The sequence below is a fragment of the Hymenobacter artigasi genome (genome assembly GCF_012275535.1).
GTDB lineage: Bacteria > Bacteroidota > Bacteroidia > Cytophagales > Hymenobacteraceae > Hymenobacter > Hymenobacter artigasi.
Genome location: NZ_JAAVTK010000010.1, coordinates 24,994 through 51,074, shown reverse-complemented (window position 1 = coordinate 51,074; position 26,081 = coordinate 24,994). Strand labels below are relative to the sequence as shown.

General features: G+C 60.1%; 20 protein-coding genes. 13 read left to right on the top strand and 7 right to left on the bottom strand.

Annotated elements, in window-relative coordinates; all coding sequences use genetic code 11:
- Positions 1 to 19: 19 nt before the first annotated feature.
- The 11 genes from HBN54_RS15870 (at position 20) to HBN54_RS15820 (ending at position 12,101) form a co-directional block, all read left to right on the top strand.
- On the top strand, positions 20 to 670 hold the full coding sequence (locus HBN54_RS15870) for a pseudaminic acid biosynthesis-associated methylase (protein WP_168674205.1): 651 nt from the start codon (positions 20 to 22) through the stop codon (positions 668 to 670).
- Positions 670 to 1,404, top strand: a complete 735-nt coding sequence (locus HBN54_RS15865; RefSeq protein ID WP_168674204.1) for a cytidylyltransferase domain-containing protein — start codon at positions 670 to 672, stop codon at positions 1,402 to 1,404. The genes HBN54_RS15870 and HBN54_RS15865 overlap by 1 nt, the downstream gene beginning before the upstream one ends.
- Positions 1,401 to 2,288 carry a class I SAM-dependent methyltransferase gene (locus HBN54_RS15860; RefSeq protein ID WP_168674203.1) on the top strand — a complete coding sequence of 296 codons (888 nt, stop codon included), beginning with the start codon at positions 1,401 to 1,403 and terminating at the stop codon, positions 2,286 to 2,288. Before HBN54_RS15865 ends, HBN54_RS15860 begins: the two co-directional genes overlap by 4 nt.
- Before the next feature lie 117 nt (positions 2,289 to 2,405).
- A complete protein-coding gene (locus HBN54_RS15855) occupies positions 2,406 to 3,152 on the top strand; it encodes a class I SAM-dependent methyltransferase (protein WP_168674202.1) in 747 nt (248 codons plus the stop codon).
- A 135-nt stretch (positions 3,153 to 3,287) separates the two neighbouring features.
- Positions 3,288 to 3,881 carry a GNAT family N-acetyltransferase gene (locus HBN54_RS15850; protein WP_168674201.1) on the top strand — a complete coding sequence of 198 codons (594 nt, stop codon included), beginning with the start codon at positions 3,288 to 3,290 and terminating at the stop codon, positions 3,879 to 3,881.
- Positions 3,865 to 5,823 carry an NAD-dependent epimerase/dehydratase family protein gene (locus HBN54_RS15845; RefSeq protein ID WP_210428080.1) on the top strand — a complete coding sequence of 653 codons (1,959 nt, stop codon included), beginning with the start codon at positions 3,865 to 3,867 and terminating at the stop codon, positions 5,821 to 5,823. The genes HBN54_RS15850 and HBN54_RS15845 overlap by 17 nt, the downstream gene beginning before the upstream one ends.
- Positions 5,824 to 5,943: 120 nt before the next feature.
- Entirely contained in the window at positions 5,944 to 6,588 is a 645-nt protein-coding gene (locus HBN54_RS15840; RefSeq protein ID WP_168674199.1) for an HAD family hydrolase, read from the top strand.
- 125 nt (positions 6,589 to 6,713) lie between these two features.
- On the top strand, positions 6,714 to 7,757 hold the full coding sequence (gene pseI, locus HBN54_RS15835; protein WP_168674198.1) for a pseudaminic acid synthase: 1,044 nt from the start codon (positions 6,714 to 6,716) through the stop codon (positions 7,755 to 7,757).
- Positions 7,758 to 7,825: 68 nt separating this feature from the next.
- Complete coding sequence (locus tag HBN54_RS15830) at positions 7,826 to 9,169, top strand: glycosyltransferase family protein (protein WP_235955556.1); 1,344 nt, start codon at positions 7,826 to 7,828, stop codon at positions 9,167 to 9,169.
- Positions 9,170 to 9,217: 48 nt separating this feature from the next.
- Positions 9,218 to 10,564 carry a DUF7033 domain-containing protein gene (locus HBN54_RS15825; protein ID WP_168674197.1) on the top strand — a complete coding sequence of 449 codons (1,347 nt, stop codon included), beginning with the start codon at positions 9,218 to 9,220 and terminating at the stop codon, positions 10,562 to 10,564.
- A 58-nt stretch (positions 10,565 to 10,622) separates the two neighbouring features.
- The gene (locus HBN54_RS15820; protein ID WP_168674196.1) at positions 10,623 to 12,101 is read left to right on the top strand and encodes a lipopolysaccharide biosynthesis protein; all 1,479 of its coding nucleotides are present in this window, start codon (positions 10,623 to 10,625) and stop codon (positions 12,099 to 12,101) included.
- Between the two features lie 69 nt (positions 12,102 to 12,170).
- On the opposite strand, the gene HBN54_RS15815 is transcribed toward HBN54_RS15820, so the two are convergent.
- From HBN54_RS15815 to HBN54_RS15785, 7 genes are all read right to left on the bottom strand, one after another.
- Entirely contained in the window at positions 12,171 to 13,217 is a 1,047-nt protein-coding gene (locus HBN54_RS15815) for a methyltransferase domain-containing protein (protein WP_168674195.1), read from the bottom strand.
- Positions 13,218 to 13,308: 91 nt separating this feature from the next.
- Positions 13,309 to 16,458: an efflux RND transporter permease subunit gene (locus tag HBN54_RS15810; protein WP_168674194.1), complete on the bottom strand. Its 3,150-nt coding sequence runs from the start codon at positions 16,456 to 16,458 to the stop codon at positions 13,309 to 13,311.
- A 234-nt stretch (positions 16,459 to 16,692) separates the two neighbouring features.
- Complete coding sequence (locus HBN54_RS15805) at positions 16,693 to 19,851, bottom strand: efflux RND transporter permease subunit (protein ID WP_168674193.1); 3,159 nt, start codon at positions 19,849 to 19,851, stop codon at positions 16,693 to 16,695.
- A gap of 175 nt (positions 19,852 to 20,026) precedes the next feature.
- The gene (locus HBN54_RS15800) at positions 20,027 to 21,106 is read right to left on the bottom strand and encodes an efflux RND transporter periplasmic adaptor subunit (protein ID WP_168674192.1); all 1,080 of its coding nucleotides are present in this window, start codon (positions 21,104 to 21,106) and stop codon (positions 20,027 to 20,029) included.
- Positions 21,107 to 21,252: 146 nt separating this feature from the next.
- A complete protein-coding gene (locus tag HBN54_RS15795) occupies positions 21,253 to 22,560 on the bottom strand; it encodes a TolC family protein (protein WP_168674191.1) in 1,308 nt (435 codons plus the stop codon).
- A gap of 146 nt (positions 22,561 to 22,706) precedes the next feature.
- Positions 22,707 to 23,456, bottom strand: coding sequence for a DUF937 domain-containing protein (locus HBN54_RS15790; protein ID WP_168674190.1), 750 nt, complete (start codon positions 23,454 to 23,456; stop codon positions 22,707 to 22,709).
- A gap of 253 nt (positions 23,457 to 23,709) precedes the next feature.
- Positions 23,710 to 24,048 (bottom strand): tetratricopeptide repeat protein, encoded by a 339-nt coding sequence (locus HBN54_RS15785; protein ID WP_168674189.1) that lies wholly within the window; start codon positions 24,046 to 24,048, stop codon positions 23,710 to 23,712.
- 154 nt (positions 24,049 to 24,202) lie between these two features.
- Between HBN54_RS15785 and HBN54_RS15780 the strand changes: the two genes are divergently transcribed.
- Complete coding sequence (locus tag HBN54_RS15780; RefSeq protein WP_168674188.1) at positions 24,203 to 24,943, top strand: electron transfer flavoprotein subunit beta/FixA family protein; 741 nt, start codon at positions 24,203 to 24,205, stop codon at positions 24,941 to 24,943.
- A gap of 117 nt (positions 24,944 to 25,060) precedes the next feature.
- Positions 25,061 to 26,038 carry an electron transfer flavoprotein subunit alpha/FixB family protein gene (locus tag HBN54_RS15775; protein WP_168674187.1) on the top strand — a complete coding sequence of 326 codons (978 nt, stop codon included), beginning with the start codon at positions 25,061 to 25,063 and terminating at the stop codon, positions 26,036 to 26,038.
- Positions 26,039 to 26,081: the final 43 nt, after the last annotated feature.

Genomic DNA, 26,081 nt, shown 5'->3' with positions numbered 1-26,081 from the left:
CACTCAACACTTCCAACCCTTGCAGCACACCCAACAAGAAGACTTCTGGTCCGGCGATTTCGGCCGCGAATACACCGACCGCAACTCCCGCCCGCTCGATGAGTGGAACGCGTTTTACCGCGACCTCTACGGCCACACCAAGCTGGAAATGAATGCCGAATTTCTTGGGGAGCTGCCCCGTGAGGCGCGCATTCTGGAAGTGGGCTGCAACACCGGCATGCAGTTGGTGGGCCTGCAGGCGGCCGGCTTCACTAACCTCTACGGCGTGGAGCTGCAAGGCTACGCCGTGGAAAAAGCCCGCGATTTCGTGCGCGGCGTGAATATCCTGCAAGGCAGCGGCTTCGATTTGCCCTTCAAAGACAACTACTTCGACGTGACCTGCACCAACGGCGTGCTCATTCACATCGCCCCCGAGGACCTGCCGCGCATCATGGGCGAAATGGTGCGCACCTCGCGCCGCTACATCATGGGCTACGAGTATTACGCGCCCGAAACCACGGCCATCAAATACCGGGGCAACGAAGGCTTCCTCTGGAAAACCGACTTTGCGCAGGTGTTTCTCGATAATTTCCCGAACCTACGACTGGTGAAGCAGCACCTCTACCCCTACATCAACGATGCGGAGCGCGGCAACCAGGACGTGATTTATCTGCTCGAAAAAACCGCCTAATGCAGCACGCCGGCATCATTTCGCAGGTGCGGATGGGCAGCACCCGGCTGCCGAGCAAGCTGCTGCTGCCCGCCGCCGGTCGCCCGCTGCTCGACTACCACGTGGCCCGCACCCGGCTCAGTGGCCTGCCCATCTACCTGGCCACCACCACCGAGCCAGCCGATGACGTACTAGCCGCCTACGCCGAAACCAACGGCATTCCCTACCACCGGGGCAGCGAGGCCGACGTGCTGGCGCGCTACTACGAGACGGCCCAAAAGTTCGGCCTCGACGTCATCGTGCGCGTCACCTCCGACTGCCCGCTGGTGGATGGGCCGCTGATTGGGGCCGCCGTGGCGCGCTACCTGGCCGAGGGCAACCCACTGGTGTACCGCTCCAACTCCATCGTCCGCACCTTCCCTCGCGGGCTGGATTTCGAGATTTTCTCGATGGAAATGCTGGCCGAAGCCTACGCCAACGCCACGCTGCCCTACGAGCGGGAGCACGTCACGCCCTATCTCAAGACCAATCCGGCTATAGCTGGCCGCATCGTTTACCGCGACGAAGTGTGGCCCGGCGGCGACTTCAGCCGCTTCCGTATCACGCTGGACACGGCCGAGGACTACGCCGTGCTGAAGGCCCTGATTGAGCAGCACCACGCCCAGGATTTGAACGTGACCGACCTGCTGGCCCTGCTCGAAGCCCACCCCGAAATAATGGCCCTGAACGCGCACATCGAGCAAAAGACAACATGAACCTGCCCGATACCCTGCGCCAGAACGAGTTCGGCTTCTACGAAATCAAAGACAAGCCGACGCCCGCCGAGCTGAGCGACTACTACGCCAAACGCTATTACCAGGAAAACCTGACCACCTACCAGCCCGAGTACCCAGCCGATGAGCTGGAACACATCGAGGGCAAGCTGCGGCTGCGGCACTGGGTGCTGGAGCAGCTGCGGGAGGCCAGCGGCACCGGTTCCTTCCTCGACATCGGCAGCGGCGAGGGCTGGGCCCTGGATTACTTCCAGCGCCAAGGCTGGGACGTGCTGGGGCTGGACTTCAGCAGCTTCAGCCTCGAAAAGTTTCACCCGCAGCTGCGGGCGCACCTGCGCACCGGCGACCTGTACGAGGGCGTGCAGCAGCTGGTGGCCGACGGCCGGCAGTTCGACGTGCTCTGGCTCGATAACGTGCTCGAACACGTCCTCGAACCCGCCGACCTGCTGCGCCTCTGCCGGCAGCTCATCACGCCCACCGGCGTGCTGATGGTGGACGTACCCAACGATTTTTCGGCCCTGCAACAACACCTGCTGGCCAGCGGCCAAATCGACCGGCCCTTCTGGGTGGTGCTGCCCGACCACCTCTCCTATTTCAACCAGACCGGCCTGCGCAACCTGGCCGATGCCACCGGCTGGCACGTCGCAAAAGTCATTGGCGACCAACCCATTGACCTCAACTTACTGAACCCTGCTACCAACTACGTGATGGACCGTCCCACCGGCAAAGGTGCCCACCAAACCCGGCTGGCGCAGGACAATTTCCTGTTGCGTACGGCTCCCCTTTCCGCCGTGGCCGCTTATTACGAAGCCCTGGCCGGCGTTGGGCTGGGCCGCAGTATTGTTGCATTTTTGCAGCCGAACTAGAATTTGATGCTTGGTGCCTGGTGCTTAGTGCTTGGTCCATCGCGGGGCAATTCGTTTCCAGTACCGCATCGCCTGACGATTAACCAAGCACCAAGCACCAATAACCAAGCACCATAAATGTCCTCCCCTATTTCCGTGCTCAGCGGAGCCTCCGTGCCCGAGCTGTCGCGCCGCGAAAACTTCGCCCAGACCCTGCGTGAGTCGCCGATTCCGAACACCGAGCTGCTCAACAACCTTGGCCTGTACCTGAACCGGCAGACGTTTTCGCGCCTGCTGTTCTTCACCGAGCTCTACCAGCAAATCATCCCGGTGCACGGCGTGGCCATGGAATTCGGCGTGCGCTGGGGCCAGAACCTGGCGCTGATGCACGCCTTGCGCGGCATCTACGAGCCCTTCAACTACAACCGCAAAATCATCGGCTTCGATACTTTCGGCGGCTTCCCGTCCGTAGATGCCAAAGATGGCGACCGGGTGAAGGCCGGCGACTACGGCGTGACGCCCGAGTACCAGGCCTACCTCACCGAAATTCTGGCCCTGCACGAGGCCGACAGCCCCATCCCGCACAAGCGCAAGTTTGAGCTGGTGGCCGGCGACGCCTCCGAAACCGTGCCCCGCTACCTGCGCGACCACCCCGAAACCGTCATCGCCTTCGCCTACTTTGATTTCGATATCTACGCCCCCACAAAGGCCTGCCTCGAAGCCATCCGGCCCCGCCTTACCAAGGGCGCCATCGTGGCTTTTGACGAGCTGAACTGCCCGGAATTCCCCGGCGAGACGCTGGCGTTTGACGAGGTATTCGGCGTGGCTAAGTATGCCCTGCGCCGCAGCCCGTTGAATCCGCTGATTTCGTATCTGGTAGTGTAGAACATTATACGAATGAACGTCATGCCGAGCGTAGCCGAGGCATCTCGCGTGCAGCACTAACCTACAAACGTCGCAACGAAGCGAGCGAGATGCCTCGGCTGCGCTCGGCATGACGTTCCAAAAATTCTTCCGGTCTTGACTACCTACCGCCCCCTCATCCAGCCCGAATTCCGCCACGACGCCTACCGCCTCGTTCCCATTCGCTACGAGGACCGGGAGCCCATTCGCGCCTGGCGCAATGCCCAGCTCGACGTATTACGGCAAGCCGCGCTACTCACTTCAGACCAGCAGGAGGCTTATTTCCAGCGCGTTGTGCTGCCGTTATTCGAGCAGGAAAAGCCGGGTCAGCTGCTGTTCTCACTCCTGCACAACGAGGAGCTGATTGCCTACGGTGGCCTCGTGCACATTTCCTGGGCCGATTTGCGGGCCGAAGTTTCTTTCCTGGTTGAGCCCACGCGGGCAGCCGAGCCGGCCACCTACCGCCAGGATTTCCGGGCGCACCTGCGGCTGCTGGGCCAGGTGGCATTTGAAGACTTGAAATTCAACCGCCTGTTCACCGAGACTTATGACATTCGCCCGGCCCACGTCGCCATTCTGGAAGAGGCCGGGTTTCGGCTGGAAGGCCGGCTGCGGCAGCATATCCAGCTCCAGCCCGGTACTTTTACCGACTCACTGATGCACGGCCAGCTGGCCGCCGACTATGCCACAGCCTTTGGAACTGCCCTTTAAACGAATATTCATCAGCGGCGCGGCCGGCGTAATCGGCCAGGAAATGGTGCGCCGCCTAGCTTCACTCGATTCTGATATTCAGGTGCTGGCCGGCGATTTGAAGCCGCGCCCGGCCGACTTTCCGGCCCGGTTCCAGTACCGCCAGGGCGATTTAAACGCTCTTACTGAGCAGGAAATCGGGATTTTTGCACCCGATTTGTTCATTCACCTCGCCGCCACGTTCGAGCGCTCAACCGAAACCTATGGCTTCTGGGAAGAGAATTTTCGGCACAACGTGCAGCTCAGTCACCACCTCATGACGGTGCAGAAGGACCTGCCGTCGCTGCGCCGCGTGGTGTTCGCCTCCAGCTACCTCATCTATGACCCCGCCCTCTACAACTTTGCCGAGGTGCCCGCCCAGGCCACCAGCCTGCGCGAAACCGACCCCATCCTCCCCCGCAACCTGACGGGCATGGCCAAGCTGGCCCACGAAATCGAGCTGCGCTTTCTCGACACGTTTCGGGCGCAGCAGTTCAGCACGGTAACCCCGCGCATCTACCGGGGCTACGGGCGCAACGGGCGCGATATCACTTCGCGCTGGGTGCGGATGCTGCTGGCTGGCGAGGAAATCACGGTGTATGGGGCCGAGTCGTTTTTCGACTACCTCTACGCCGCCGACACGGCCGAGGGCCTGCTCAGGCTGGCTGCGGCCGAAAGCATCACCGGCATCATCAACCTGGGCACCGGCCGCGCCCGCCGCGTATCCGACGTGGTGGATGTACTCCGGCAGAACTTCCCGGAAATGCGGGCCAACTACGTGGCTTCCGATATTCCGTTTGAAGCCTCCCAGGCCGACATGACCCGCTGGACCAGCCAGATAGACTGGCTGCCGCCGACCACGCTGGAAGTGGCCATCCCCGAAATCATCGCCTTTGAGCGCGCCCGGCAAGACACGTTGGCCGCCGCCGAAACGGCCGCTGCCAAGGGCCCCGGCCACATCCTCATTAGCAGCATCTCGGCCAAAGTCCCACTTACGGAAGCCGTGAAGAATGCGGCTAAGCGCTTCAATCCCAGCATCAAGATTATCGGCGGCGACCTCAACCCGCAGGCCCTGGCATTCCACTACACCGATGGGCAGTGGGTAATGCCGCTTGCCAGCGACGATAATCTGCCGGCCATTATTCGGCAGTGCCAAGAGATGGGCATCGCGCACATCATCCCCACGCGCGATGGGGAGCTGGCTTTCTGGGCCCGGCACCGCGCCACGCTGGCCGCCGCCGGCATCGCGGTGCTGGTGAGCGATTCCGCCGCCGTGCAGCGCTGCCTCGACAAGATAGAATTTGCCACCTTCGGCCGCCTGAGCGGCCTGCCGGTAATACCCACCAGCCTGCGCCTCGACGCTCTGGCCACCGACCGCGAGCCGCTGGCCGCCAACACAGCGTTTGTGGTGAAGGAGCGCTACGGGGCCGGCTCGCTCAGCCTGGGCCTCAACCTGCCCGAAGCCGCCGCCCTCACCCACTCTTACGAGCTCCAGGAACCTATTTTTCAGCCATTCATTCAAGGCCAGGAAATAAGCGTGGATGGTTACGTGGACCGCACCGGCCACGTACACGGCCTCATCGCCCGCACGCGCGACCTAGTGGTGCGCGGCGAGTCGCAGATAACGACCACCATTGAAGTACCCGAGCTGCTGGCCCGCCTCACGCCAACCATCGAAAAACTCGGCCTCTACGGCCCCTTCGTGCTGCAAGCCATGCTAACCGATGATGACGGCCTGCACATCATCGAATGCAACTGCCGTTTCGGCGGAGCGTCCACGCTGGGCATCGCGGCGGGCGTCGATTCGTTTTTCTGGTTTTTGCAGGAAGCGGCGGGGGCTGATTTGAGTCAGTTTCCGTTCCGGCCGGCGACTCGACCGTTACGCCAGATTCGGGCGGCGGCCGACGTGGTGATGCCAATGTAGGTGTGGGGCCTGCCCCCGCCCGCCGTTGAATGACTTTTGCTGGCCATCGCGCCTTCTATCTCACTATTTGCCTTTGCGCCGGCCGTTCAACGGCGGGCGGGGGCAGGCCCCGCCCCTACTATGCCCGTCCTCGTTTTCGACCTTGATGACACGCTCTACCCCGAACTCAGCTACGTGCACAGCGGTTTTCGGGCCGTTGCGGCGATGCTGAGTCCATTGCTGGACGTGCCGGCCAAAACGCTGGCGGCCGGGATGATTGCCGAGGAAGCCGTGCAGGGCCGGGGGCAGGTTTTTGATAACATCCTCAAATTACATGGCCGCTGGAGCAGGGCGCTGGTGGCTACCTGCCTGCGCACCTACCGCCAGCATAAGCCCGAGCTAACCTTATTTCCCGATGCCGAGCGCTGCCTCACGCGCTTCGCCAACTGGCCGCTCTACATCGTAACCGATGGCCACAAAGAGGTACAGGCCCGCAAAGTGGCGGCCCTGGGCCTCACGGGCCGAGTGCGCCACGCCTACCTCACCAACCGCTATGGCCGCCACCGCGCGAAGCCCAACCCGCACGTTTTCCAGCTGATTTGCCAGCGCGAGGGCGTGACGCCGTCAGAAGTGACCTACATGGGTGACAATGTGAAGAAGGACTTCGTGGGCATTAAGCCGCTGGGGTTTAAGACGGTGCGAATTCTGCGGGGAAACTACGCGCACTACGAGGCCGATGCGGCGCACGAGGCGGACCGGAGCATTCACACGCTGGACGAGTTGTAGCGCGCAGTAGCGCGAACTTTGTAGTTCGCGTCCCCGCGCCGTTAAAATCGTTCCAGGACGCGAACTACAAAGTTCGCGCTACTGCCGCACGTACCTTTGCGCTTCCGATTCGCCCCAATAAAATCATGACCGAAATCACCATCGGTGGCCGCCCGGTTGGCCCCGCGCACAAGCCGTTTATCATCGCCGAAATGTCGGGCAACCACAACCAGAGCCTCGACCGTGCCCTGGCCCTGGTCGATGCCGCCGCTGCTGCCGGCGTCGATGCCCTTAAGCTCCAGACCTATACCGCCGATACCATCACGATGGACACCGGTTTTGCCATCGATGAGGAAGGCCAGTCGCTGTGGGAGGGTAAGAACCTCTACAAGCTGTACGAGGAAGCCCATACGCCCTGGGAGTGGCATGCCGAGCTGTTTGCCCGCGCCCGGCAGCATGGCATGCTGGCCTTCAGCTCGCCGTTTGACGAGACGGCGGTGGATTTCCTGGAGACGCTGGACGTGCCGGCTTACAAAATTGCTTCCTTCGAAAACGCGCACTGGCCCCTGCTGCGCAAAGTGGCCGCCACCGGCAAACCCGTGATTGTGAGCACCGGAGCCGCTACCCTGGCCGAGATTGACGATGCCGTGCGGGTGCTACGCGAAGCCGGCTGCCGCGAGCTGGTGCTGCTGAAATGCACCAGCACCTACCCTTCCTCGCCGGCCAACACCAACCTGCGCACCATCCCGGTGCTGGCCGAAACCTTCGGCTGCCCCATCGGCCTGAGCGACCACACCATGGGCGTGGGCGCCAGCGTGGCCGCCGTGGCGCTGGGGGCCTGCGTCATCGAAAAGCACTTCACCCTAAGCCGCGCCGAGGGCGGCGTGGACTCGGCCTTTTCGCTCGAACCGCACGAATTGAAGATGCTGGTGGAGGAAACCGAGCGCGCCCACCAGGCGCTGGGCACGGTGCAGCTGTGCATTCAGACCGGCGAGGAAAAAAGCCGGCTTTACAAGCGCAGCATCTACGTGTCGAAACCCATCGCGGCGGGCGAGGAATTCACCCCGGATAACCTGAAAATCATCCGCCCCGGCGACGGCCTGTGGCCGCGCCACTGGGGCATAGTACTCGGCCGCAAAGCGGCGAAGGACCTGAAGGCCGGCACCCCGCTGACCTGGGAGGCGATTTAGGGTATGAGGGTATGAGGGTATGAGGGTATGAGGGAGCTACTTTAGCTGGATTTTCAGGTTTCGCACGCATGTCAACTTCGCAAACAATAATAACTCCTACCCCCATACCCTCCCACCCACACACCCTAACCGAGCGCCTGCGCGACATCCTGCAGCTGCGCTTCACGGCCATATTCGCGGCGTTGCCCCCGGCGGCGCTGGCCGACATTTCGCCGGCTAACCCGCTGAAGCGGCTGGCGCGGGTGTTAGGCTACGCAGGCCTGCGGCTGATAGGCAATGTCTTCCAGCCCATCAAAAACCACGACGACCTGCACGGCAAAGTATGGCTGTACGTGGTGAGTGCCAATAACTACGACGCGCTGGAATTCATCCGGAAAGCCCGGCCCGATGCGGTGCTGGTAGCGGGCCAGGCCAAGAATATCGGGCGCTATAACGCGGCAGTGAACCGGCTGTCGCTGCGCCGCAAGCTGCTATACTACTGGCAGTTTCCGCTGGCATTTTTTGGCCTTCTGAAAACGGATGGCGGCCGGGCCTGGCGGTTTTTCGACTTCATTTTCTACGCCATTGGCTACTACGAGGTGTACCGGCAGGCGTTGCGCCAGCACCGGCCCCGCGCCGTGGTGTTCTCCAACGACCACAACGACGACACCCGCTCCCTGCTCCTGGCCTGCCGCGCCGAGGGCGTGCCCACCGCCTATGTGCAGCACGCCAGCGTGAGCGCCAACTTCCCGCCCCTGGGCTTCGACCTCAGCCTGCTCGAAGGCCAGGACGCGCTGGATAAGTACCGCCTTTGCGGACCCGTGCAGGGCGAGGTAGCCTTGGTAGGCATGCCCAAAGCCGACGCCTACCTCAACCAGAAAAACACCGCGCCTCAGGTGCAGCGCGTGGGCATCGCCTGCAACATCCACGACCCCATGCCGGCCCTGGTCGATACCCTGGTGTACCTGCTGCGCGAGCTGCCAGACCTCGCCTTCACGCTGCGCCCCCACCCCAGCGACGGCCGCGATTTTGAGCCGCTGCGCAAGCTGCTGCCGGCCCTGCAATGGTCGAGCGCCCGCCAGGAAAACGTGTTCGATTTCCTGCTGCGGCAAGATGCCCTGGTGGCCGCCGACACCTCCACCCACCTCGAAGCCACGCTGCTGAACGTGGCCAGCATTTACTTCCGATTCGGCACCTTCGCCCTCACCAACGACTACTACGGCTATGCCGCGCGGGGCCTGGTGGAGCGCGCCGATACCCCCGCCGAGCTGGCCGCCGCCCTGCGCCGCTACGCCCAGCACAAGCCCGCCGACCTCTACCGGCGGGCTACTTATTACAACGCGACGCTCGGCACCGCCGATGAAGGCCGCAGCCAGATTCGCACGGCAGCATTACTAAATAATTGGTTGAACACATCCAGCGCAATAATCTGATATTCGACCACTTTTGAATCAATGCCAGCAACTCCAACCGCATCTGCCTTGCCGCCACTAAACGCCGCCCCAGTTACGGTCGGTCTGCGGCTGGCTTACGTGTTGCAGCATTTCCGGCTGGCCTATCCCGATGCGCCGAGCGTGGATATTGGCTTCGCGTCCAGCCACCCGGCCATCACAATTATAAATGGTGCGGGCGACTTTTTTCAGCAAAACACGCCCTACCCTGCTGCGCCCAACTACCGCGACTGGGCCGGGCAGGGCATCCCCTTTTTCTTCGATAATCAGCCCGAAGTCCCGTTGCTAAGCCTGCACCCGGACCGGGCTGTGATTGGAGCCGATATCATTTCGGCCGCCTTCTACCTGCTCAGCGGCTGGCAGGAATATTTCTCCGATACCCGCGACCGGCACGGGCGTTTTCCGTACGCGGCCAGCGTGCAAAAGCGGTATGGCTTCGTGGATTTGCCGGTGGTGAACTACTATTTCGACGTGCTGAAAACGGCCGTGGAGCATGTTACAGGCCGGCCGCTGCGGCCGCGCTGCTGGGCTGGTGGCGCACCGTTCGCCGCCTTCATCACCCACGACATCGACAACCTGCTTAGCAGCTGGAAAGCGCCGGCCAAAGCGGCACTGCAACGCGGCCGGCTCCTCAAGTTTGGGCAGCTGGCTTGGCAACATTTTACCCGGCCCGATGCCTGGGACAACCTGGAAGCCATAGCCACCACCCTGGCGGCTTACGGGGCCAGGTCCACTTTTTTCATCTTGCCCGAGTCCCGGCCCGGTGCCGATGGTACGCCCAACGCCGACTACCCAATTTCCACGGCGCTGCTACAACGGCTGGAAGTGCTGAAGGCCAAGGGCTGCGAAATCAGCCTTCACGGCAGCATCGGAACAGCTGTTGATTCGCCACATCTAGCGCGTGAAGTGGAACGCTTGCAACACAGCGTTGCGGGCCTGCGCTTCCATTATCTGCGCTGGGAGCCACGCCGGACCATAGCCGAAGTTGACGCGACCAATTCATTTCGTTATGATTCCACCTTGGGCTTTGCCGAGCATTTTGGCTTTCGACATTCCTACTGCCACCCGTTTTATCCATTCAATTTTGCCACTGGTACTGGGTGCGGCTTTCTCGAAATCCCGCTCAATGTGATGGATGCCACCCTACATCATCCCAACTACTTGCAGCTGCAAGCCGGGGAAATAATGCCGGCGCTAGAGCCCATGTTCGCCGAGATTGAGCGGTTTGGCGGCGTGGCCACCGTGCTCTGGCACAACGACCATTTCGACCCGGCCAATGCCGTCACCGGACCGCGCCAGTTTGCCGAAATAATGGGCCATTTGCAGCAGCGCGGTGCGGCTTTCCTCCCCGGAAGCCAGATTGTGGCCGAACTTTGAGCCCGTCCGTACCCGCCGAAGCCGGAATTACCCATTTACTCATTTACTCATTTACCGTTTGGGCATCGTTCAGCGCCAGGGCATTCGCAACACCCTGATTTCCTACGTGGGCTTGGCCATCGGCTTTGCCAATACCATTCTGGTGTTGCCGCGCCTGCTTTCACCGGCCCAGATTGGACTCACAGCCAGCGTATTGCTACCACTGGCTACCATCGGGGCGCAGGTGGCTTCGTTCGGATTCGCCAACATGGGCATCCGGTATTTCCCGTTTTTCCGGAACCAGGGGCGCAACCACGCGGGCTTTCTGCCGCTGCTACTGGGCCCGCCGCTGCTGGGTTTCGTGGTAGTGGCGCTGGCCATGCTGGTGGGCAAGCCCCTGCTGCTGCAGTGGTACGCCAAGGGCGATGCGGCATTGCTTTCGCCGCACTACCTGGCGGCTATTGCGCTGGCAGGCTGCATCATGCTGGGCTCCTTGCAGGATGCTTATCTGCGCTCCCTCTATCACACGTCGTTTTCCTCGTTTTGTCAGGAAATTCTATTACGGCTGATGCTGGTGGGGGCGGCCATTGCTTACAGCCAGGGGGTTATCAGTTTCCACGGCTTCGTACTGGCCTACGTGGGGGCTTATGGGGTAGTGGCCGTGCTGCTGGCTATTTACCTGGCCGCCATTGGCGAGCTGCACCTGCGACCCACGCGGGCGGCGCTACGCATCAAGCCGCTGCGCGAGATGCTGGGCTTTGGGGCTTTCGTGCTGCTAAGCAACATCTCGGGTACGGTGCTGCTCAACATTGACAGCCTGATGGTGGGCACCAAAGTCAGTCTGGCGGCCGCCGGTATCTATCTCATTGCCACCAATGTGAGCACGGCGCTGGTCCTGCCCTTCCGGGCGCTCTACAAAACGGCTTTCTCGCTGATTGCCGAATACTGGAAGGAAGGCAACATGGCCAAGATGGCCGATTTCTACCGCCGCAGCACCCGCATCAACACGCTACTGGGCTGCTACTTAGCGTTAGGAATCGGCCTGAATCTCGACTTTATCTACGGACTCATTCACCGGCCCGAGTACGCGGTGGGCACCACCGCTGTGCTGCTGCTGCTGGCCGGCCGGCTGTTCGACGGCATCACCGGCGTCAATGGCATTATCGTGGCCACGTCGCCGCGCTACCGGTTCGATTTGGTGTTCAACATCTCCCTCGCCGCCGCCGTGGTAGTACTCAACTGGATACTCATCCCACGCCTGGCGCTGGCCGGCGCGGCCCTGGCCTACTGCATCGCCCTGGTCAGCATCAACACCGTGCGGACGTGGTTTGTGTGGCGCAACTACGGTATGCAGCCGTTTGATGGCAAGATTGGGCGCATTCTGGTGGTGGCGGCCGGGTCCGGGTTTGCGGCCTGGGTACTGCCCGATACCGGCCACGCTTTCCTCACGCTGCTGATGCGCGGTGGAGTGCTCACGGTGCTCTATGGCGCTGGCGTGCTGCTGACTGGCACCGCGCCGGAAGCGGTGGCGCTGCTCGATAAGCTGCGCGGCCGGTAACCTCACCCCCTGACCCCCTCTCCAAAAAAGAGGGGGTCAGGGGGTGAGGTTACCGGCCGCGCACCTAACCTAGCAGCAGCCGCCTGGCAGGGCATCGACGCTGGCCACCACCGGGGCCGTGCCACGGTCAAACAAACCGAAGTGCTGGCTGGTGTCGCCCAGCACTTTGAAGTAGGAGCCGTAGCGGGTGTCGGCCACCATGGCGGCGGTGTTGCCGCAGACGAGCATGGGGCGGCCGGTTTCGAAGGTGTGGTGGTCGTCGAGCACGAATTTGTTGGGCTGGCCGGGGATGGTGCCCAAGTAAGTGGCCACCTGGCCGTGGTCTTCGCACTTGTCTTCGATGTCGAGCTTGAAGGCGCGCACCGTGAGCGAGTAGAAGCCGATGTTGCCTACTTTTTCCTCGATTTCAGCATTGTTGATGGTGAGGCGGCGGCTGCTGAGCACGCGGTAGTCGTTGATGCCCAGGCGGAGCAGCAGGCGGCGGAAATCCTCGGTGTACATGGCGCCGCTCAGGCATTCGCCGTAGAGAATGGGGTCCTGGCGCAGGGTTTCGGGCACGCGGCGGTCGGCAAACACGTCGGCGATGAACAGCTCGCCGCCGGGCTTCAGCACCCGGAAAATCTCGCGGTAGGTGGCGTCTTTGTCGGTACTCAGGTTGAGCACGCAGTTGCTCACCACCAGGTCCACGCTGTTGTCGGGGATGTTGGCCGATTGCAGGTCTTCGATGTAGCCATGGCGAAACTCTACGTTGGGCTTCGAGTAGCCGAACGTCACGGTATGGGCATCAATGTGGCGGCGGGCCACGTCGAGCTGTTCCTCGGTCATGTCCACGCCGATAACGTGGCCATTCTCGCCCACCAGCTTGGAGAGCAGATACGCATCGCGGCCCGAGCCGGAGCCCAGGTCGAGCACCGTGATGCCTTCGATGGCATCGGGAATGCACACGCCGCAGCCATAATACTTCTCCAGCACCTCCGACTCCAGCTGGGCCAGAATGCGGCGGTGGGCCAGCGGCACGTCATCGGTGCAGCAGGCATTGGTGAGCAGGTCCTGGCTGGTTTGTAATTGGGTACCGTAGTAGTCCTGCACCTGGGCGCGGGTTTCGGAAGAGGCCATAATAATGGAAGTCGATGGTTGAGGCAAAGAATACGTTGCGCCGGGAACAACTGGTTTGCCCGGCTAAAGTTCTTTCGCTGCAAAGTACGGCCTACGCCCCCACCAACACCGGCTGCTCCTTCTTCCGCTTTTTTGGCGACGGCCCGTTCTGGTTCATCTCACGGTAAAAGAAGGCGAAGATGAGCGGAAAAATCAGCAGCGTGAGCACCGTGGCCGTCACCAGCCCACCGATGACCACAATGGCCAGCGGCTTCTGCGTTTCGGAGCCAATGCCGGTGCTGAGGGCGGCCGGAAACAGGCCAATCATGGCCATGAGGGCCGTCATCACCACGGGGCGCACGCGCGAGGCCACGCCCAGGCGCAGGCTGTCGGCCAGGCTCATCTTCTTGCGCAGGTTTTCTTTAAACACCGTAATGAGTACGATGCCGTTCTGAATACATATTCCCAGCAGGGCGATGAAGCCGATGCCGGCCGAAATCGAGAAATTGACGCCCGTGAGGTGCAGCGCCGCGATGCCGCCGATGAGTGCAAACGGCACGTTGGCCAGTACCAGCGCGGCATCCTTACCATTGCCGAAGGTGATGAATAGCAGGATGAAAATAATGACCAACGACACCGGCACCACCTGCCCCAGCCGCTTGGTGGCGCGCACCTGGTTCTCAAACTCGCCAGCCCACTCAATGCGGTAGCCCTTGTCGAGCTTGATGGACTGGTCCATCTTCTGCTGTGCCTCGGCGATGGTCGAGCCCATGTCGCGGTCGCGAATGGAAAATTTCACCGCGATAAAGCGCTGGCCGTTATCGTGGTACACAAAGGCCGGGCCGTTGCTGGTGCCGATGTCGGCAATCTCCTTCAATGCCACCTTGCTGCCCCGAATAGTGGGCACGCGCAACTCGCCGATTTTCTGCTCGGTGTCGCGGTTTTGCTTGGGGTAGCGCACCGTCACGTCAAATTTGCGGTCGCCTTCGTAAATCTGCGTAGCGGCTTTGCCGCCCACTGCCATTTCTACCACGGTCTGGGCATCAGCGGTTTGCACGCCATAGGCGGCCATGCGGGTCTGGTCCAGGCGCACGCTCATTTCGGGCTGGCCCAGGTTGCGCAGAATGCCCAGGTCCTTCACGCCGCGCACGGTGCCGAGGACCTTCATCACCTCGTTGGCCTTGCCGTCGAGCTCCTTCAGGTCATTGCCAAAAATCTTCACCGCCAGCGCGGCATTAATGCCCGCCACGGCCTCTTCCACGTTATCAATAATGGGCTGCGAGTAGTTGAAAATAATGCCGGGGTACTCCTTCAGCTTCTTGTCCATTTCCTCAATCAGCTGCTCTTTGGTGATGTCGCGCTTCCACTCCTCCTTGGGCTTGAGGTTCACCTGGGCCTGCACATAGTAGATGCCCGACGGGTCGGTGCCATCGTTGGAGCGCCCGGTCTGGCTCAGCACGGAGGTCACCTCCGGAAACGAGCGCAGGATGCGGCGGTAGTTGGCCGCCATCTTATTGGTTTCGGTGAGCGATGACGACATCGGCAGCTTGGTTTCCACCCACAGCGCACCCTCGTTCAGCTCGGGCAGAAACTCCGAGCCCAGGAATTTGAACGAATACAGGCCGGCCACTACCACCACCATCGCCACGCCGAAGCTCAGCAGCTTGTGGCGGTAAGTGAAGCCAAAAGCGCTGGTTACGATGGTGTCGAAGAAGGTCACAATGGGGTTGTGCTTCTCCTTCACGTTCTTGTTCAGCAGCAGCGAGCACAGCACCGGCACCAGCGTCAGGGTCAGAATCAGGGCGCCAATCAGGGCGAAGCCCAGGGTGTAGGCCAGCGGGCTAAACATCTTGCCCTCCACTTTCTCGAAGGCGAAAATGGGCAGCAGGCAGGTCAGAATAATCAGCTTCGAGAAGAACACGGCCTTGCCCAACTCACCGCCGGTCTTCTTAATCATTCCCATCTTGGCCAGCTTGTTGAACTTCTCCATGCCCACCTGCCGGGCCTTGTGGTCGAGCACCACAAAAATGCCCTCCACCATCACCACCGCCCCGTCGATGATGATACCGAAATCAATCGCGCCCATGCTCAACAAATTGGCGCTCATACCCTTCAGCCGCAAACACACGAAGGCAAACAGCAGTGCCAACGGCACCACAACGCCTACCGTGAGCGTGGTGCGCCAATCGGCCATAAAGATGAGCACGATGAGCGTGACGAGCACAATGCCCTCAATCAGGTTGTGAATCACGGTGTGCGTGCAGTGGTCCATCAGCACGTCGCGGTCGTAGAACGTTTTGAGGTACACGTCGTTGGGCAGTACCTTTTCGTTGAGCTCGGCGATTTTGGCTTTCACGCGGCCCAGCACCTCGGCGGGATTCTCGCCCTTGCGCATAATCACGATGCCCTCCACCACGTCGCTCTGGTCGTCGAGCCCGGCCTGGCCCACGCGGGGGGCGTGGCTCTCCTGTACCTGAGCCACGTTGCGCACCAGAATCGGCACGTTGTTGATGTCCTTGACGATGATGTTGCCGATGTCCTCGGGCTTGGTGAGCAGGCCGATGCCGCGCACCACGTAGCTCTGCGAGTTCTTCTCAATCACGTCGCCGCCCACGTTCATGTTCGACTTCTGCACCGCCTCAAACACCTCCAGCGGGGTCATGTCGTACTTGGCCAGCATGGCGGGGTTCACGCTGATTTCGTATACCTTACGCGTGCCGCCGAAGGCCGCGATATCGGCCACGCCGGGCACCGATTTCAGCTGCCGCTCCACCGTCCAGTCCTGAATGGCGAGCAGCTCGTTGGTGCTGCGGCCGGTGCGGCTCTGCACCGTGTAGCGGAAAATCTCGCCGGTGGGGCCATACGGCGGCTGCACGTGCGACTCGCACCCCGTGGGCAGGTTCACGCCGCTCAGCAGGTTGTTCACCTGTTGTCGGGCGAAAAAGTCCTCCACGTTATCCTCGAAGTTAATCTTGAGCACCGACAAGCCAAACATGCTGATGCTCCGCATGTTGCTCTTCATCTGCACCGAGTTCATGGCTACCTCAATGGGCGTACTCACAAACCGCTCCACCTCCTCGGCCGAGCGGCCGGGCCAGAGGCTCACAATAATCATCTGGGTATTCGTCACGTCCGGAAACGCCTCGATGGGCGTGTGAACGTAGCTGTAAGTACCCCCGGCGACCAGCAGGGCCGTCATGAAAAAGATGAAGAAGCGGTTCTTCAGCGAGAAGGCGACGATGCCGGAAATGAACTTATTCATGCGAATGCGGGGTGGGAATTGGCGGGTTGCAATCGTGGCCGCCTCGAATTGAAACTGGCCGGAAGATGAGAATCTGGTGAAAAGTTGATGAGCAAATAATGAGGTTTGAATGAAGCCAGGAAGGATGAATAAAGCCCACGCTACATAAAAAAATCCCGCTGCCTGGTCAGGCAGCGGGATTTTTTTATGTAGCGTGGGCTCTTAGAATCCGTGTTGAGTTGGTAGGAGTTACGCTTAATGCGTAGCCACCGGCTCCAAATACCCTTTCTCGCCGGGAAGTGGCACGTACTTGGTATGCTCGCTCCGGTAGAAACGTTCGAACACCAGCGGAAACACGAAGAGCGTGAGGATGGTACCCGTAATCAGACCGCCGATTACCACAATAGCCAGCGGCTTGGACGTTTCCGAGCCAATGCCCGTTGAAATGGCCGCCGGCATCAGGCCGATGGTGGCCATAAGGGCCGTCATTACCACGGGGCGCACCCGCGAAATCACGCCTTCGTTGATTGAATGGTCGAGCGTGTGCTTCTTGACAAGGTTCTGCTTGAAAACGGATATCAGAATCACCCCGTTCTGGATACAGATGCCGAACAGGGCGATGAAGCCGATGCCGGCCGAAATCGAGAAGTTGGTATGCGTGAGCAGCAGCGCCGCGATGCCACCGATAATGGCAAACGGCACGTTGAGCAGCACCAGCCCGGCATCCTTGAGGTTGCCAAACAGGATGAACAGAATGAAGAAAATGAGGGCCAGCGACACCGGCACCACCTGCGAGAGGCGCTGCTGGGCACGGCGCTGGTTCTCAAAATCGCCGGTCCATTTCTGCTCGTAGCCCTTGGGGAGTACGACGTGGCGATTCACTTTTTCCTGGGCTTCCTTGATGGTCGAGCCCATGTCGCGGCCCCGAATCGAGAATTTCACGGCAGCGAAGCGGCGGTTGTCGTCGCGGTAAATCAGGCTCGGGCCGGTGACGGAGCCGATGGTGGCAATTTCGGTAAGTGGAATGGTTTTACCCGACTGCGTGGGCACCATCAGGGCCGAAATTTCGGTGGGCGTCTGGCGGAACTGGGGCTCGTAGCGTACGCGGATGGGGAATTTGCGCTCGCCTTCATACAGCTGCGTGGCTTCCTTGCCGCCTACCGCCATTTCCAGCACCGAGGCCGCGTCGGTCTTGCTCACGCCGTAGCTGGCCATGCGGCGCTCATCAAGGTCGACGTGAAACTCGGGCTGGCCGATGTTGCGCAGCACGCCTAAATCGTCAATGCCTTTCACGGTTTTCAGTATCTCATAAACCTCGCGGGCCTTGGCTTCGAGCGTGGCCAAATCGGTGCCGTAAATCTTCACCGCAATCGAGCCCTTCACGCCCGAAGCGGCTTCCTCCACGTTGTCGGTAATCGGCTGCGAGAAGTTGAAATCAACGCCGGTATACTTGTCGAGCTTGGTCTTCATGCGCTCCACCAAATCCTCGCGGTACACCTTGGATTTCATCTTTTTTTCCACCTCCGGCGTGTGCTTCAGCTGCACCAGAAACTCGTTGTTGTAAAAGCCCGTGGGGTCGGTGCCGTCGTTGGGCCGGCCGGTCTGGCTCACCACATCACTCACCTCGGGGAAGCTCAGAAAATCGCGCCGCATCTTATTACACAGCTCATTGCTCGATTCCAGGCTGATGCTCAGCGGCAGCTGGGCCCGCACGTAAATCGAGCCTTCATTCAGCTCTGGCAGGAATTCTGAGCCCAGAAACGAGAAGGAATACAAGCCCACGGCCGTCACCAAGAAGGCGATGATGAGCGTGGCCGTTTTGCGGGCGTAGGTGAAGCGGAAAAAGCGGTTGGCCCCGTTGTTCACGCCGCGCACGAAGAAGTTATCTTTCTCCTTCACGTTCTTTTTCAGCAGGATGCTCACCAGCACTGGCACCAAGGTAAGCGTGAAAATCAGCGCGCCCAGCAGGGCGAAGCCCAGCGTCCAGGCCAGTGGTGAGAACACCTTGCCCTCCACTTTCTCGAAGGAGAAAATCGGTAGCAAGGCCGTGATGATAATGGCCTTAGCGAAGAAAATCGATTTGCCCATTTCACGGCCCGACTTCTTAATCAGCCCCAGCTTGGAAAGCTTGTTGAAGCGCTCCATGCCCACTTGGTGCGCCTTGTGGTCGAGGGCCACGAACAGCCCCTCCACCATCACCACGGCCCCGTCGATGATGATGCCGAAGTCGATGGCCCCCATGCTCAGCAAGTTGGCGCTCATGCCGCGCAGGCGCAGGCAGATGAAGGCAAACAGCAGCGCCAGCGGGATAATCACCGACACAATCAACGTGGTGCGCCAGTCGGCCATGAACAGGAACACGATGAGCGTGACCAGCACAATGCCCTCCAACAGGTTATGAATCACCGTTTCGGTGGAGAAATCAATCAGCTGCTGGCGGTCGTAGAAGGTTTTCATCTTCACGCCGGGCGGCAGAATTTTGGAGTTCAGCTCGTCTACCTTATCGTGCAGGCGGGCAATGACTTCCGAAGGATTTTCGCCCTTGCGCATCACCACGATGCCTTCCAGCTTGTCGTCCTCAAAGCCGCGGCCTACCTGGCCCAGGCGCGGCAGGGCACTTTCGGTGACTTTGGCCACGTCGCGCACCAGAATCGGCACGCCGTTCACGTTCTTAATCACCGTGTTGGTGATGTCGGAAATGTTGTTGAGCAGGCCGATGCCGCGCACCACGTAGTTCTGCTGGCCCTGGTTTATCACGTCGCCGCCCACGTTGATGTTGGAGCGCTGCACGGCGTTGTAGAGGTCGAGCGGCGTGAGGCCGAAATCCTGCAGCTTGCCGGGGTTCACCGATATTTCGTAGTCCTTCACCTCACCGCCAAAGCTGTTCACGTCGGCCACGCCGGGCACGGCTTTCAGGTTGCGCTCAATCACCCAGTCCTGCAGGGTTTTGAGCTCGCGCACGGTTTTGGTTTTGCTCTCCAGCGTGTAGCGGTAGATTTCGCCGGTAGGGCCGTAGGGCGGCTGCACGTCGGGCGTGATGCCGTCGGGCAGGTCTACTTCGCGCAGCAGGTTGTTCACCTGCGGGCGGGCGAAGGCATCGTCCACGCCATCGTCAAAAATCACCTTCACCACCGACAGGCCAAATAGCGTAGTGCTGCGCACCGAAGCCTTTTTCTGTACCGGATTCAGGGCGATTTCGATGGGCACGGTCACGAACTTCTCCATCTCCTCGGCCGAGCGGCCGGGCCATTGCGTGATGATGGTGATTTCGGTGTTGGTCACGTCCGGAAACGCCTCGATGGGTGTGTTTCGGTAGCTCACCACCCCCATCACCACCACCACCAGGGTCATGAGAAAGATGAAGCCCTTGTTCTTAAGCGAAAAGGCGATAATGCCTTGAATGAACTTGTTCATTTGGATTTAGCGGAAGTCTTAATGCGACTTATAGCTGATGGCTGTTAGCTGTTAGCTTTCTTTTCGGCGAAAGCATGGCCGTTCGATTGAAAAATCAACCGTACTCTGCTCATCTCAAAGCAGTCAATAAAACCTGAAAGGGAGAGCTAACAGCTAGCAGCCATTAGCTAACAGCTTAATCATTCAGCTCGTCGTACACCAACAGCTGGTCTTTCGCAATTACCACATCGCCCGCCTTGAGGCCGCTGGTGATGTAGCTGTAGTCGCCCACCGTTTTGCTGATGGTCACGGGGCGGGTTTCGACGTGCGTGCGGTCCTTGAACACCATCACGAAGTTGCGGTCCTTGTCAAAAACGACTGATTTGGCGGGCACGGCCAGGGCTTTCGCCCCTTCCGTATTCACCACGCGCACCTGGGCGTACATCTCGGGCTTCAGCAAATAGCCGGGGTTGTCGAGGCGCACGCGCACCTTCATCACCTTGCTGTCGGGGTCGAGCACGTTGAACACCTTGTCGATTTTGCCCCGGAAATGCTTGTCCGGGTAGCTCAGCGTGGTCACATCGGCCGAGTAGCCTTCCTTCACCTTCGAAATATCCGACTCGAATACGTTGGCCATAATCCAGACATCGTCCAGGTCGCTCACCGTGAACAAGTTGCCTACGTTGTCGTTATTGAACTGCTCATGGTCAGTAGCATTTTTCTCGGTAATAAAGCCCGAAATCGGGGCCCGCAGCACATACATTCCATCTTTGCCGATGCCGTACACGCTAAGCTGCTTCACGTTTTTGCCCACCGTGCCGCGGGCTTTGGTCACCTCAGCCCGGGCCAGCACCACATCGCGCTCCGAGTTCAGGCCGGCTTTAAACATATCTTCGGCCACGGCCAGGTTTTTGCGGGCAATGTCGAGGTCGGAGCTGGCAGCGGTGGTTTGGTTCTGCACATCGGCAATCTCGCCCGACTTGATGACGGCCAGCACCTGGCCTTTGGTCACCTTGTCGCCGAGCTGCACTTTCAGCTGCTCTACCACGCCGCCCACCAGCGGGTACACCTTCACGGTTTTATCGCCGTCGGTGGCAATTTCGCCGGTCAGCACCAGCTCGTCCTGCACGGGGCGCAGGCGCACCGTGTCGAGCACAATCTGCTGCATCATGGTATCGGACAGGCGGAAGCCCTCCTTCTTCTCTTCTTTAACTTCGGGTTTGGAGCAGCCAACCAAGGTTACGGCGGTCAGCAATGCCAGAAAGGAGCGGTTCATTGGATATAAGGTAATGTCTTTGGTAGAACGTCATGCTGAGCTTGCCAAAGCATCTCGCCCGCGTGACTAATCCAATCGGTTGATTTACTATCTCATGCGAGGCATTATGGTTGCGCTCAGCATGACGTTCTTACTTGGCTCAGTAGTTACTCGGCGCGGAACACCGGCTTGCCCACGGCAAAATTCAGCTGCTCGAAGGCCCGCATGCGGTTGGCCCGCAAGGTGTTCAGCTGCACCAGGTTATTCTTGTAGGACTCGAAAAAGTCCAGATATTCTACCACACTCAGAATGCGTTTGGCGTAACTCTGCTCGATGCCCACCATCAGGCGGGCAAAGGGTGCGGTATCGCGGTCAGTATTTTGAAACAGCTCGTCGTTGCGGGCCGCCAGCTGATACGCCTGGTGCACCTCGCTCTGCACTACCAGCTGCTGCTGGTCCACAAGCAGCTTGCTGCCCGCAATTTGGGCCTTCGCCGCCTGAATATTACCTTGGTTACGGTTGAAGATGGGCACCGCGATGCCCAGCGTCAGCGCACTGTAGTCGTTGATGTAGGAGCCGGCTTTGTCGTAGGTATAGCCCACGGCCAGGTCGGGGGTGGCCAGCTTCTGCTGTAGCTTCAGGTTCAGGTTTTGCTGTTGCAGGCTGGCGCGGCGGGCGTTCAAATCGGTGCGGCGCACCAGGGCGGTATCAATCAGCTCCTGCTCCGGGTGGCTGGTCAGGTTAAGCTCACGGGTACGGCGCAGGTCTACCAGGGGCACAAACTGGCTGCCAGTCGCGTCGCGCAGCAATACGTGCAAATCGGTCTGGTCCGAAGCCACGTCATTCAGCAGGTTCTGCCGCTCGCTTTGCAGCGTAAACAGGAAGGCCCGCAGGCGAATCACCTCCTTCAGCGCGATGTTGCCCTTTTCATACTGCGTCTGGTACAGGGCCACAGTACGCGTGAGCGAGCTAATTTCCGTGGCGTAGGTTTTCAGCGTCTGCTGCTTGAAGTACACGTCGTAGAACGTGCTGCGCAGCTGGTAGCGCAGGTTGCGCAGCAAATCCTGCAGGTTATACTGCTCCACCACGGCGTTTTGCCGGGCTACCTGGCCGGCGGCTTTGCGCCGCCCGGCCAGCGAAAACAGCTGCTGCACCGTCACAATGGCCTCGCTGCCCACCGTGCCTTCGGGCACCATGGGCCGGCTAATCTTGCGGCGCAGCACGTCCTGCTCCACGTATAGCGAGGGGTTATCAATCAGGCGGGCCTGCACGGCCTGGGCCTGGGCCACCGTCACGTTAAATTGCTGGGCCAGCACGGCCAGGTTATTCTGAGAAAACTGCTGCTCCGCCTGCGGCAGCGTAAGGCGAATGGTATCGGTTGGGGAAGCGTAGATAGCCGTAGCACTTTGGGCGGCGGCGGGCTGAGCGCCCAGGCACCACGCTCCAAAAAGAACCAGAAAAGGGAAGCGGGACATAATTGGCGTTGATTTCCTGACAAAGGTGCCGGTGTCTGTATGAGGATAAAATGAATGTCCCATTTACCCTCTGAACGCTCTCAAAACCCCGGTGAACGCCCATTCTTAAGGCGGTCAATTTTTCGCGTGGGGCACGGCGGCCACGGCTAGCGTCGGCCCGGTCTCTGGCCGGCCAGCTGCGCCGCCAGCCAATAGCCCTGCCCCAGTGCCAGGGAAGCCGCTGGCACCACCGGGGCCAACTGGCGGGGGCGTAGGCTGGTAATGCCCAGTGCGGCCGTAAGCAGCAACATCCAGGAAACAATCCACCCCTGTCGGTTCCCCGCCTTAGCCGCGCGGGCATCGCCGTTCAGGCCCAGTGAGTTAGCCACCGCTCTCAAATCGAAAGGCAACAGGGTATTCAGCTGGCTCTTGATGCCGATTAAATTAGCCGTCAGGGCGGCGGCCGACAACCGGTTGTGCTCGGCATACTGGCCCAGCAGGCCCGGCAGCACCGCACTCACCAGCGTTAGCAGCGTGCTGGCCGTAGTGCGCTTCACCTGGGCGTAGCGGCTCGCCGAAACCGCAATGGCCTGCCAGGAATTGCCGAACAGCCCCAGCAGCAGCGTTTCGCCCTGCATCAGGGCGCTGTCGGCGGCGGTGCCACTGCCCAGGATTCCCAGCATTCCGGTCACGCTGCCCAACCCGTACAGGGTTGTTTGATACGCCCTGTTATTGCATTCAAAAAGCAGCTGAGCATCGCTGGTTTGCGCCTGCCGCGCCATACCGCCCATTATCATGGGAAGCACGCCGTCGAGGGCCCGCTTCATTCCATTTTCGCCCTCGCCCAGGCGCGCCGCCAGGTGGCTAATCAGTTCCCGGGGGAAGGCCCGGGCAATAACAGTGAACAATGAGGACATAGCAAAACAGGAAGATGGGGTAGAATCTTTCTCGCGGTAGTGATGCAAAACAGCTAAACAGCAATAGCACTAGCATTATATAAGCGACAGAACTACTATTTTAGCCGACCAACATCAATTAGCGCCTGCTGAATGAAACTACCTTCATACTTAATCTGCCGCTGAATCGTAAACACACCGCCGTGCGACCATTTCAGCCCACCCATCAACAACCAAAAGCGGCCCGGCCACTTGCCGGGCCACGCTCGGTTGGTTAGTCATCCTCGTAGTCGAGGCCGAGGCAGCTGTTTAGCGCCTGAAGCAGCTCGCTGGCGGCGTGCTGCTGGCCGGCGGCACGGGCCACTTTCAGGCCGGTGCGGTACACTTTCTCGGCGTCGTCCTTTTTGCCGAATTGTTCCAACAGCTTGCCGGCGTGGTAGTAAGTGCCCACGTAGTCGGAATGCTCGGTTAATAATTTGTGGTAAAATTCCCAGGCCCGCTCCGGCTCCTGGGCACGGTATTCGGTTGCCAGGGCATATATAGTGAAGGCATCGGTGGGGTCATCGGCATGGAAAGCCAATAACTGTTGCAAACGCGTGGCGGGAGTATTCATTAGGGCAGGAGTTTTGTTTACCTTTGGGGCAAAATTGCGGCTTTTCTGCCGCATATCCCCTGATAAAGATTGGCTGCCGGAAACCGGCAAGCTGGTATTGGTTGTTATGCATGCAGCCTTTTAAATTCGATTTCGCCACCCTAATCCCGCTTAGATGAAGTTTCTGGTTTGTATTTCCAACGTGCCCGACACGACCACCAAAATCGCCTTCACCCCTGATAACAAGGAGTTCAATAAGGCCGGTGTGCAGTTCGTAATCAACCCTTGGGATGAGTACGCCCTCACCCGCGCCATCGAGCTGAAGGAAGCCGCCGGTAGCGGCACCGTTACCGTCCTCAACGTGGGCGAAGCCGACACCGAGCCCAACATCCGCAAGGCGCTGGCCATTGGGGCTGATGATGCCATCCGGGTGAACGCTGCACCGCAGGACGCCTACTTCGTGGCCGAGCAAATTGCCGCCATCGCCAAAGAAGGTGCCTACGACGTGATTTTGATGGGCAAGGAAAGCATCGACTACAACGGCTTCCAGGTACACGGCATGGTGGGCGAAATGCTCGGCATCCCGACCGTGGCCCCGGCCATGAAGCTGGACATGAGCGGCAACACTGCCACGCTGGAGCGCGAAATTGAAGGCGGCAAGGAAATCGTGACTGTGAACACGCCCTTCGTGGCCTCGTGCCAGCAGCCCATGTGCGAGCCCCGCATCCCCAACATGCGCGGCATTATGACGGCCCGCACCAAGCCGCTGAAAGTAGTGCCCGCCATTGGCGAGCCCGCCCGCACCACCGTAGCCGAGTTCGCGCTGCCGCCTAAAAAGCAGGGCGTGAAGCTCATCGATGCCGAGAATGCCGGCGAGCTCATTAAGCTGCTGCGCAACGAAGCCAAAGTCATCTAAAAATCAATTAGTAATTAGTAATTGAGAATTAATAATCGCTTTTAGCGCTACTGCAGCCAATAAAAACCTTATTACCAATTCTTAATTATTAATTATCAATTACTAATTATCAAAACCATGTCTGTATTAGTTGTAGTTGAATGCGCCGACGGCGAAGTAAAGAAGTCTTCGCTCGAAGTAGCCTCTTACGGGGCGCAGGTGGCTGCCCAGCTGGGCACCACGGCCACGGCCATTGCCGTAGGCCACGCCAACGAAGCCAACCTGGCCAAGCTGGGCGAGCAGGGCATCACGAAAGTGCTGTTTGACGCCGAGCCCCGCCTCAAGGACTTCGTGAACAACGCCTACACCAAGCTCATTGCTACGGCAGCCGAGCAGGAGCAGGCCAAAATCATTGTGCTGGCCAATTCCAACATTGGCGCGGCAGTAGGCTCGCGCCTGTCGGTGCGGTTGAAGGCCAGCCTGGCCACCAACGTGGTAGAGCTGCCCAAAACCGATGGCGGTCAGTTCACCGTGAAGCGCGGCGCATTCTCGGGCAAGGCGTTTTCGGACGTGGTGCTGAGCGGCGACCGCAAAATCATCGCGGTGAAAAAGAACTCGACCGAGGCCAAGCACGATGATGGCAAAACGGCCGAAGTTGTGAGCTTCGCGGCCCAGCTGTCGGACGCTGATTTTGCTGATGCGCCCACGCAGGTCATCATGCAGGACCAGGCCGGCGGCGTGCTCCTGCCCGAAGCCGAGCTCGTGGTATCGGGTGGCCGGGGCATGAAAGGCCCCGAGAACTGGGGCCTGATTGAGGACCTGGCCAAGGCACTGGGCGCGGGCACGGCCTGCTCCAAGCCCGTGTCGGATGTAGACTGGCGCCCTCACCACGAGCACGTGGGCCAGACCGGCATCACCATCTCGCCGAACCTGTACATTGCCTGCGGCATTTCGGGGGCTATCCAGCACCTGGCCGGCGTGAACAGCTCGAAGGTGATTGTGGTCATCAACAAAGACCCGGAAGCTCCTTTCTTTAAAGCGGCCGATTATGGCATCGTGGGCGACGTTTTTGACGTATTGCCTAAGCTAACCGCCGCTGTGAAGGCCCTTAACTAGGGTCTACGTGCAGGCATTGGGGACTTGGTCCGGTGGTTTTCGC

Coding starts and splice junctions, on each gene's coding strand:
- HBN54_RS15865 (WP_168674204.1), top strand. CDS start 670: ATGCAGCACGCCGGCATCATTTCGCAGGTGCGGATGGGCAGCACCCGG.
- HBN54_RS15860 (WP_168674203.1), top strand. CDS start 1,401: ATGAACCTGCCCGATACCCTGCGCCAGAACGAGTTCGGCTTCTACGAA.
- HBN54_RS15855 (WP_168674202.1), top strand. CDS start 2,406: ATGTCCTCCCCTATTTCCGTGCTCAGCGGAGCCTCCGTGCCCGAGCTG.
- HBN54_RS15840 (WP_168674199.1), top strand. CDS start 5,944: ATGCCCGTCCTCGTTTTCGACCTTGATGACACGCTCTACCCCGAACTC.
- pseI (WP_168674198.1), top strand. CDS start 6,714: ATGACCGAAATCACCATCGGTGGCCGCCCGGTTGGCCCCGCGCACAAG.
- HBN54_RS15830 (WP_235955556.1), top strand. CDS start 7,826: ATGTCAACTTCGCAAACAATAATAACTCCTACCCCCATACCCTCCCAC.
- HBN54_RS15815 (WP_168674195.1), bottom strand. CDS start 13,217: ATGGCCTCTTCCGAAACCCGCGCCCAGGTGCAGGACTACTACGGTACC.
- HBN54_RS15810 (WP_168674194.1), bottom strand. CDS start 16,458: ATGAATAAGTTCATTTCCGGCATCGTCGCCTTCTCGCTGAAGAACCGC.
- HBN54_RS15805 (WP_168674193.1), bottom strand. CDS start 19,851: ATGAACAAGTTCATTCAAGGCATTATCGCCTTTTCGCTTAAGAACAAG.
- HBN54_RS15800 (WP_168674192.1), bottom strand. CDS start 21,106: ATGAACCGCTCCTTTCTGGCATTGCTGACCGCCGTAACCTTGGTTGGC.
- HBN54_RS15795 (WP_168674191.1), bottom strand. CDS start 22,560: ATGTCCCGCTTCCCTTTTCTGGTTCTTTTTGGAGCGTGGTGCCTGGGC.
- HBN54_RS15790 (WP_168674190.1), bottom strand. CDS start 23,456: ATGTCCTCATTGTTCACTGTTATTGCCCGGGCCTTCCCCCGGGAACTG.
- HBN54_RS15785 (WP_168674189.1), bottom strand. CDS start 24,048: ATGAATACTCCCGCCACGCGTTTGCAACAGTTATTGGCTTTCCATGCC.
- HBN54_RS15780 (WP_168674188.1), top strand. CDS start 24,203: ATGAAGTTTCTGGTTTGTATTTCCAACGTGCCCGACACGACCACCAAA.
- HBN54_RS15775 (WP_168674187.1), top strand. CDS start 25,061: ATGTCTGTATTAGTTGTAGTTGAATGCGCCGACGGCGAAGTAAAGAAG.